The 8,742-nt window shown below is 44.9% G+C and carries 7 protein-coding genes; 3 read left to right on the plus strand and 4 right to left on the minus strand.

The window, feature by feature from the left end:
• Window positions 1-6 precede the first annotated feature (6 nt).
• Together gcvP and CWI69_RS11655 are read left to right on the plus strand one after the other, a co-directional pair.
• Window positions 7-2,892, plus strand: a complete 2,886-nt coding sequence (gcvP, locus tag CWI69_RS11650; protein WP_126764494.1) for an aminomethyl-transferring glycine dehydrogenase — start codon at window positions 7-9, stop codon at window positions 2,890-2,892.
• A 157-nt stretch (window positions 2,893-3,049) separates the two neighbouring features.
• Window positions 3,050-3,643 carry a SprT-like domain-containing protein gene (locus CWI69_RS11655; protein ID WP_126764495.1) on the plus strand — a complete coding sequence of 198 codons (594 nt, stop codon included), beginning with the start codon at window positions 3,050-3,052 and terminating at the stop codon, window positions 3,641-3,643.
• 210 nt (window positions 3,644-3,853) lie between these two features.
• Here the strand turns inward: CWI69_RS11655 and CWI69_RS11660 are convergent, their stop codons facing one another.
• From CWI69_RS11660 to CWI69_RS11675, 4 genes are all read right to left on the minus strand, one after another.
• Window positions 3,854-4,615, minus strand: a complete 762-nt coding sequence (locus CWI69_RS11660; RefSeq protein ID WP_126764496.1) for a hypothetical protein — start codon at window positions 4,613-4,615, stop codon at window positions 3,854-3,856.
• Between the two features lie 60 nt (window positions 4,616-4,675).
• Entirely contained in the window at window positions 4,676-5,497 is an 822-nt protein-coding gene (locus tag CWI69_RS11665) for a hypothetical protein (protein WP_157984273.1), read from the minus strand.
• A 76-nt stretch (window positions 5,498-5,573) separates the two neighbouring features.
• The gene (locus CWI69_RS11670; protein ID WP_126764498.1) at window positions 5,574-6,806 is read right to left on the minus strand and encodes a Shedu immune nuclease family protein; all 1,233 of its coding nucleotides are present in this window, start codon (window positions 6,804-6,806) and stop codon (window positions 5,574-5,576) included.
• An 88-nt stretch (window positions 6,807-6,894) separates the two neighbouring features.
• Complete coding sequence (locus CWI69_RS11675) at window positions 6,895-8,334, minus strand: hypothetical protein (protein ID WP_126764499.1); 1,440 nt, start codon at window positions 8,332-8,334, stop codon at window positions 6,895-6,897.
• A gap of 266 nt (window positions 8,335-8,600) precedes the next feature.
• On the opposite strand from CWI69_RS11675, the gene CWI69_RS11680 reads away from it, so the two are divergent.
• Window positions 8,601-8,742 (plus strand): transposase (locus tag CWI69_RS11680; RefSeq protein WP_157984274.1); only part of this gene is annotated, 142 nt, incomplete at its 3' end.

The raw sequence follows: 8,742 nt of genomic DNA on the forward strand, positions 1-8,742 counted from the left end.
AAGTAAATGACCACAGCAACGCTTAAGCAGTTAGAGAATCATGGTGAATTTATTGGTCGTCACATTGGACCAAGCGCCGACGAGCAAGCCGAAATGTTGGCAGAACTCGGCGCCGATTCACTCGAAGCACTTACCAGGGACACGGTACCCAGTGCAATTTTGCGTGACCCGTTCTTACAAGTTGGTGAACCTCTTTCTGAACGCGAAGCGCTAGCGAAGTTGAAGACCATCGCCAGTAAGAACAAAGTACTGACCTCTTACATCGGTATGGGCTATTACGACACCCTGGTGCCGAATGTCATTTTACGGAATGTGCTGGAAAATCCGGGTTGGTACACGGCTTACACGCCTTACCAGCCAGAGATTGCTCAGGGCCGTCTGGAAGCTATTCTGAATTTCCAGCAAATGACCATGGATCTGACTGGCCTGGAACTTGCCAGCGCATCATTACTTGATGAAGCGACTGCCGCTGCAGAAGCTATGGCGATGGCGAAGCGGGTCAGCAAGAGCAAATCCAATACCTTCTTTGTTGCCGACAACGTCTACCCACAGACCATCGACGTGGTAAAAACCCGCGCAGAAATGTTTGGTTTTGAAGTGGTGGTTGCACCGGCGCGTGAAGCGACCGAGCATGATGTGTTTGGTGCTTTGTTGCAGTACCCTGACCGTTTTGGTCAATTGCACAACATTGAACAGCTGATCGCTGATATTCAGGCGGAAAAAGGTATCGTCGCGGTCGCAGCCGATATCATGAGCCTGGTGATGCTGAAATCACCCGGCGAAATGGGTGCCGACATCGTGTTTGGCTCGGCCCAGCGCTTTGGTGTACCCATGGGCTATGGTGGTCCGCACGCAGCATTCTTTGCGACCCGCGACAAGTTCAAGCGTTCGCTGCCTGGCCGAATCATCGGCGTATCAAAAGATAGCCGCGGTAACCTGGCGTTACGTATGGCGATGCAAACCCGCGAGCAGCATATCCGCCGCGAAAAAGCCAATTCCAACATTTGTACGGCGCAGGTTTTATTGGCCAATATGGCCTCATTTTATGCCGTGTACCACGGTCCTCAGGGGCTGCGCACCATTGCCGAGCGTATTCATCGTTTAACCGATATCGTGGCGCTGGGTCTGCGTGATAAAGGCGTCGAAGTGGTCAACTCTCAGTGGTTTGACACCCTGACGTTTAAGCTTGAGGGCAACGAGCAAGACATTATCGACCGTGCGGTCGAGCATGGCTTTAACCTGCGGGTTGACGGCAACAACCAGTTTGGTGTGAGTCTGGACGAAGGCAAAACCCAGGCGGATATCGAAACTCTGTTCAGTGCTTTGTTTGGCGCTGACCAAGGTCTTGAAATCGCGACCCTTGATGCGCGTGCAAGTGCTGGCGACAGCAACTCCATTCCGGCGGAGTTGCGCCGTGAAAGTGAAATTCTTACACACGAAGTGTTCAACACGCATCATTCTGAAACAGAAATGCTGCGTTACATTAAAAAGCTGGAAAACAAAGACCTGAGCCTGAATCACAGCATGATTTCGCTGGGTTCATGCACCATGAAACTGAACGCAACGGCAGAAATGATCCCGGTCACCTGGCCTGAGTTTGGTCAGCTGCACCCTTTCTGCCCGGATAATCAGGCGGCCGGTTATCATGAGCTGCTGCAGACTCTGTCAAACTGGTTAGTTGATATCACCGGTTACGATACGATGTCGTTGCAACCGAATTCAGGTGCTCAGGGTGAGTACGCAGGCCTCTTGGCAATCCACAAATATCACGCAAGCCGCGGTGAGTCGCATCGTGACATCTGTTTGATCCCAAGTTCAGCCCACGGCACGAACCCGGCAACAGCGCAGATGATGGGCATGAAAGTTGTGGTTGTCGATTGCGATAAAAACGGCAACGTCGATATGGATGACCTCAAAGCCAAAGCCGCAGAAGCCGGCGAGCAGCTGGCGTGCATTATGGTCACCTACCCATCGACCCATGGTGTCTACGAAGAAGGTATCCGTACCATTTGTGACGTGGTGCACGAACACGGTGGTCAGGTTTACCTCGACGGCGCCAACATGAATGCGCAAGTGGGTGTCACATCGCCTGGTTATATCGGCGCTGATGTTTCGCACCTCAACCTGCACAAAACTTTCTGTATCCCGCACGGCGGCGGTGGTCCTGGTATGGGTCCAATTGGTGTGAAAAAGCACCTGGCACCTTTCTTACCGAACCACAGTGTAGTGCCGATCCACGGTACCAACCTGGACAACGGCGCGGTTTCAGCAGCACCTTTTGGTAGTGCCAGCATTTTACCGATCTCGTGGATGTACATTGTCATGATGGGCTCACGCGGTTTACGTGAAGCAACAGAAGTGGCCATCCTCAATGCCAACTACATTGCCAAGAAACTCAGTGGTCATTACCCGATCCTGTACAAAGGCCGTAACGCTCGCGTTGCCCACGAGTGCATTATCGATCTGCGCCAACTGAAAGACAGCTGTGATGTTACCGAAATGGATATCGCCAAGCGTTTGCAGGACTATGGTTTCCACTCGCCAACCATGAGCTTCCCGGTAGCCGGAACTCTGATGGTCGAGCCTACTGAGTCAGAGTCGAAGACTGAGCTTGATCGCTTTATCGAAGCGATGATCTGTATCCGTGAAGAAGCTCGCAAGATTGAGCAGGGCGACTGGCCGCAGGACAACAACCCACTGCACCATGCCCCGCACACTCTGGCAGACATCACTGACAGTGAATGGAATCGCCCGTACGATCGTATGACAGCGGTATATCCGGTGCCAGCAGTGGCGGCGAACAAGTTCTGGCCAAGCGTAAACCGCATCGACGATGTTTACGGCGACCGCAACCTGATGTGTAGCTGCCCGGCGGTGGAAAGTTACCGCTAGGCACTTGCCAGAAGTGTTTCCATGAAATAAGTCGTTTAATGGGAATAAATAAGTCGTTTATCGTAAATAAGTCGTTTAAAAAGTGAAGCCCACCTTGCGTGGGCTTTTTTATGATGTAGTATCATGGGTTAATGATACTACATCTCGGCTTATCAAGATGATCCAAGATTTTAAAAATGCTGCCAATCTTTTCTACGGAGAAAGTTTGGGAGACCTGATGTATGGGTTTCTACAGGAGCTTTGTGAAAAGGCATTTAATAACAAAGTAAATGCAGAGGTTCCCATCGTCATGACTACTGCACAATCGGCATACAATCGCTTCTCGGGCTGGTACAACTCCGAATCTCATACAATAGAATTGGTTAATCACCTTTGTAAATCTAGTAAAGGAGGATTAGTAGCTAAGGATAACAAGGAAATTCTGCTCACCTTGGCACACGAATTTTGCCACCTATATCAGTTCAAGGCACTTGGAGGAACAAATAGTAAGCGAGGGCCGCACCGTTGTAAAAATTGGTATGAGTCAATTACTCTAGCTAGTCCATTCGTATGTGGTGTAGATATCAGCGGGTTATGTAAGCCTCTTAAGTCTGTCAGAGAAAACGGCAAGATTAGAAAGGTTTCTAATGAGAAATCGCTGACAGAGAGCGAATTGACGCATTGGCCGCGCTCGATTATTGAGTTGTTACGGCAAGGTGATGAACGCTTCAAGGATCGGGCAGTCGAGGGCTTATGTGAACTTTTGATTTAGTCGGAAACAACCAGTAAGGCCCGACGGGTCTCCCCAGAGATCAAGGACTAGTGTAGCTAAAGCTAAAAGAATGCCGAAATCCGGCGTAAAATAAAACATGTTGCTATCACGAAATGTCGAAACTCTGTTTTCCCATTCTTCTAGCGTCATATCATCTCTTCTTAACGCGGAGCTAAGCCGCCGCCGGAGGTGGTTGGGTTGAGCGATTTGCTATACATTTAGGTTACTCAAAAACTCCAGAACCTTCTGACCTTTTTCGGCCATACCTCCCATAGCTCCAAGCCTTTTGTTTGCATCAACTACGCCGTCGAGGGCAGATTTAGTTTTTTGCCACATCGCAGATAATTTCCCTAACTCGGAACTACCTTTAGCTTCCTTGAATGCTTCTTCATTAGCAATTACCTCGCCATAAGCTGATTGCAGCACTTCTTCAAACGCCTTCGCTCCCACTGCCTTGTACTTGGTTAATGCTTCTTCGATTTTGGTAATATGCTTGTCTATTATGTTTCGCGTGTAGTCGGGTAGCTTTGAACTAGACAATGTATCCCTTAGATCGGCTGCCATCCTTTTTAGGTCGTCAAGACTATCTTTGTCAATGAGGTCCTCTTCGTTGGGTAATATCTCCGAGCAGAAGCCCAATGCTACAGGAACCTCTGGCGTTATCTGCTGCTTCATCGATTGCCATTTTGACATGAGAGTCTGAACTGCAAAAAGCGTATTGCACTTGTTCAATGTAGTGTTATAAAGGTTTTCGGAATAGCCAAGTTTCTTCATTTCTGACCTAACAGATTCGACCTCGTCATGAAGATCGGCTAGACAGCGAGATATTGCAAATGTCTTGCGGCTTTTATCTTCATTTTCAATATCGAATACTTTGCCCCATACGTCATGTGCGGGCGTTGCATCACTCTCCGCCTTAACGCTATCAATGATGCTTAGAATCCGTGAGGCGGAGTTAATGTTCTTGGCCATTCTGTTCCCTTAAGTCAAATCCACGTTTTAATAACGCTTGGTTCAAGTGCGCCGCAGGTGTCACTTGAGACCTCTCGTTAGTAGCTTATTTGCAGCCTCAAAATGGTTTTCCCGCATGAGCTGCATATTGATGTAATCGAGAAAACTTCTATTCGTTTGGTTCAGAGTAATAACACTCTTAGAAGAACTCATAAGCTTCATGCCTTTATTCGCTTTCAACCAACGTCTTGAATGCACACGTCTGAAGCCGATCTTCAGTTCCCTTTCAAATACCATCAAATGAAAAACCAGCCCACCGATAACTACAGATCTTATAATATAACTTTTCGAGGATTCGGGGACCCAAGATAACCTTACAAAGAACGGATTTGATAACCCATCTTCCGAAATGGGTAGCTGATCGGAATAGTCTTCCACCTCTTTATTGGAGAACCTAGCCGGTTTTACCAAGCCAGCAAATAGGAAAACCTCGTTGAGAACTCGAGCTTCGTCCTCACCATTCAAGATAAAGGCCTTATAACGTTCTAACACTTTTGGCTTATTTCTGGACGCTCGCGCAGAATTGAAGGAAATCTTCAAGAGCCATCGTAAGAGTGAGGAGTATTCATACTGAACAGTTCTTCTCTCTAATAGAAAGTTTTCAATAAAAACACCAGCGTTCGTAAGAAACCTCTTTCCGTAGCTGTCAAGATCGCTCAAAGGACCATTGTTGCATGGTTTGCAAACGTCCTTTATTTTGGCTTCACCACTAACGATCTTCTGGGCGCTCTCGTTCCACCCCATATGTCCACCATCTCCCTTTTGATAGCGGTATAAGAAGTCGGGAATTATATGCTCCCGCGAAGGTGAGCATTCGTTATCGCAATAAGCGCAAATTGACATGCTGCCTCTTTACTAACGCCAGAGCGCATCAGCGCACTGTGGTGTGTCCGAATGTCGCAACTTTTTAACTACATGGTTAGGTCTGCAACACATCTTTTAGGCCTTTAATCTTCTCGAGTAATTCATCGAATGTTACGATATCTACGTTTTTTTGATTAGACCGGAGAAGTTCAAAACAACTGGCTTGGTTTTCGTCTAGGTTGGATTTCTGACCCACAACTAATATGACTTTCGGATCAAGCGCCTTATACTTTTGCCCCATATCGGTCAAGAACGTGCTCTTTTGGTCAAGACACTGACTTATTGCACCTGATAGGTCTTCGTGGGCCGAAAACGTATCCGGAGCACGATATGGCTTTTTCCGAATTAGAGTTTTGTTATGCGTTTTTATTTCCAATAATGCATAATTGTCTTTAAAGCCATTTTGATATAGAAAATCAACGACTCTGCCTTCTTTATTCTCTATCGTCTTCCCACCGACATATGCCTCACGCCCTTTCAAAACAACTTGAAAAGGGAATATGTTTGCCAATATCCAACCATGACTTTCAAAGAATGACTGCCAGTTCTTTTCGTTGTCATTTTTGACTCTCATCAGCTCTTTAAATTTTTTAATAACATCATCCAAATAAGCTACATTTATTTTATCTTTTGTTTGGATGAAATTCTCTGTGACCGAAACATTTAGAGATGGAGTAAGAGATATGAGCGATAAAACTGCGTCCACATCTGCTTCAGAGAGGCTAACGTCATCGGAGTAGAAGCTTAAATGATGTGAAAGTGCGCCTTTCGATAGCTTCGTTGTTCGGGGAGATACTTTTTGTGTAACCTTTGCCAACTCATTTGCTATCGCGGTTTTCTTTCTAGTCTCATAGGTCCTAGTCTCTTTCGAGATAGCTTTCAAGACTCTTTCAAGGTCTTGGAAGTTGAAGGTGATAGTCTTTGCTGAGAAACGACTACTGCCGTTTTTATCCACTATTACCTTCTCAACTTCCGGAAAGGACTGGTATATGAAATTCATCAGCAGCTTCAGTTTCCCTACTGTAAGCTTCACGGTGGAACCGGATCTGAGAGATGTAGGAATATTCTTTATTTTTTCCCACCCCCTAAGCTCTACTGTATGTACCTTTTTCTTAGTTACACCTCTCTCTCGACTATAACCAAATGGATAGATATAGATCAGAGGTTTGTCTTTGTGGACAACTTTGCTTAGATGCACAGGGTTACTGTTTTCATCAAAATACTGCCATTCAGTCTTCTTGTCTGTTTCTCGATGAATGGCTTCAGAATTTGGTTCAACGTGTTCCATTGCCTATGACCTTATTCTTGAAGTTAACACCTTGCTGAACTGAAAGTTAGAAGCACAGGGAGTAACTTTTTCCGTGTGCGGCGATTTTTTAGTTTCTTTTGCTTGCAGACGCTTTTTGATTTCCATCGACGTACCAAATATCGGATGCTTTACCATGTTCTTTTATGAAGTCATTCCTTATCTTCTGTACTCGACTGTATTTTTTCCCAATACCGCCAATGTCGATAATTAGAAATACACCTAAATCTGTGTCGTCAGCTTTCTTATAAGTTTCTAATTGCTTTTCATAGCCATGGACCAGACTGCTATTATTAGATAATTTAACTTCGACCACCAATTTTGAGTCAAAGCCCTGAGAGATCTTGAAGTCTACAGGCCCATTGCCGGAGTCTGCTTCAGGTGTTAAATCAATATTGTTAGCCTTGCAATAACTATAAGCAACAGCAAATAAAAGCCTTTGTGACGCTTTCTCCTTTCTGGGATTTCCATTTTCATCCCAAAGCTCTTTCCATAAGCCCTTGTTTTCAATCAAATCTTGGAATTGACCTAGTATTTTATTAACTACCTCGACAACTTCATCTGCGCTTAGTTTTCTAGCAGAATAATTAGAAAGGTCGTAGGGGTATTCCTTGGGAATTTGTTTCAGTAACTCAGTCCAAAATGACTCACCGTTTCTGTCACTTTTAAAGTCATATGGTTTGGGTTCGACCTCACGAATCATATCCATAACCTGTTGGAAAGCTTCTTTACTCCTGAGGGCAGCTTTTTTGAGTCTCTGTTTATCTTTTTTAGTCATTGTTGCCCAGATTTCACCAACGTGACCATTGACCCGCTCTCTAAGGTCTTCATTTTCCCTGACAACTCTCGATATATCACTCCAATCGGAAGCAATTGGTAAATCACGCACTATATCTTTTGGTACAAAGATTAATGGTTGATCTGAGTACGGGTTAACTACCAAGTTATAGTTATTGGCTCCGATCTTAAATTGTTTAGTAGGTACTTTAAGTGTTTGATTGACTCGCTCAGAAAAAGAAATCAAATTCGGCAAAATAATGTTTGTGGTCATATCGCTAATTCGATCAGGCCCGATACCCTCCTCGAATAAAGCTAAAGCCATAAAAAGATCTATATCATCTACGCCAAGCGAGACAATCTGAGAAGCAGTATCGAGTGTGCTTGAGATTAAATCCTTTCCAAACCCAGATCCTTTAACAGTTGTACCGTAGCCCAAACAAGTCCAGCTGATTTCTGAGAAACGGAAAAGTCTTTTTGCATTACGCCATGGAACATCATTTACAGCTTTAGATAAGGATAAAAGTTTGATGATTTTTTCAAAGCGATCTCTATATGATTGGTAAGCACCATCACTAATCTCTTTGTGAGCACTTCCCTCCAATAACATTGGGTCTATAAAAACCAAGGTATCTGTATTCAGTAGTACATTTACAACCCCAAGCTTGTCCAAAACCGCAACATCTATACCGAATTCACTTGAAATCGTGGCTGGATTTTTAATTTTTCCCATTTTCGAATCCTTGATAACTTTGGGACAAGCACTTAACACTTGTATATTGTGTCTGCGCACTTTGAAACTTGTTTGATTGGTAGGTGTTGACTCTTAAGTTACTGAGCTAACCAAACTCGGATCCTAAAACGCTCAGAATACCTTAATGCAACTTGAACGTGCTTAGTTACCGTTAAAGTGCGCACAAATTCAAAATTTAATTTGGACTTCCCAGACTTTGCTAGACACTTTTAACAGTTACAATGTAACTAAAACTAGAGGTGTTTATGAGCAAAGGCAAGCGGTATACCGAAGAATTTAAAGTTGAAGCCGTCAAGCAGGTCACCGAACGCGGGCACTCTGTTTATGACGTCGCTGATCGTCTGGGCATTTCCGTAAAGTCACTTTACGACTGGCGTGCTAAATACG

Source organism: Pseudidiomarina halophila (genome assembly GCF_003987215.1).
Classification (GTDB): domain Bacteria; phylum Pseudomonadota; class Gammaproteobacteria; order Enterobacterales; family Alteromonadaceae; genus Pseudidiomarina; species Pseudidiomarina halophila.

Bases quoted from the DNA above. Each gene is read 5' to 3' on its own strand.
- CWI69_RS11655 (WP_126764495.1), top strand. From the start codon at position 3,050: ATGATCCAAGATTTTAAAAATGCTGCCAATCTTTTCTACGGAGAAAGT.
- CWI69_RS11675 (WP_126764499.1), bottom strand. From the start codon at position 8,334: ATGGGAAAAATTAAAAATCCAGCCACGATTTCAAGTGAATTCGGTATA.
- CWI69_RS11665 (WP_157984273.1), bottom strand. From the start codon at position 5,497: ATGTCAATTTGCGCTTATTGCGATAACGAATGCTCACCTTCGCGGGAG.
- CWI69_RS11670 (WP_126764498.1), bottom strand. From the start codon at position 6,806: ATGGAACACGTTGAACCAAATTCTGAAGCCATTCATCGAGAAACAGAC.
- gcvP (WP_126764494.1), top strand. From the start codon at position 7: ATGACCACAGCAACGCTTAAGCAGTTAGAGAATCATGGTGAATTTATT.
- CWI69_RS11660 (WP_126764496.1), bottom strand. From the start codon at position 4,615: ATGGCCAAGAACATTAACTCCGCCTCACGGATTCTAAGCATCATTGAT.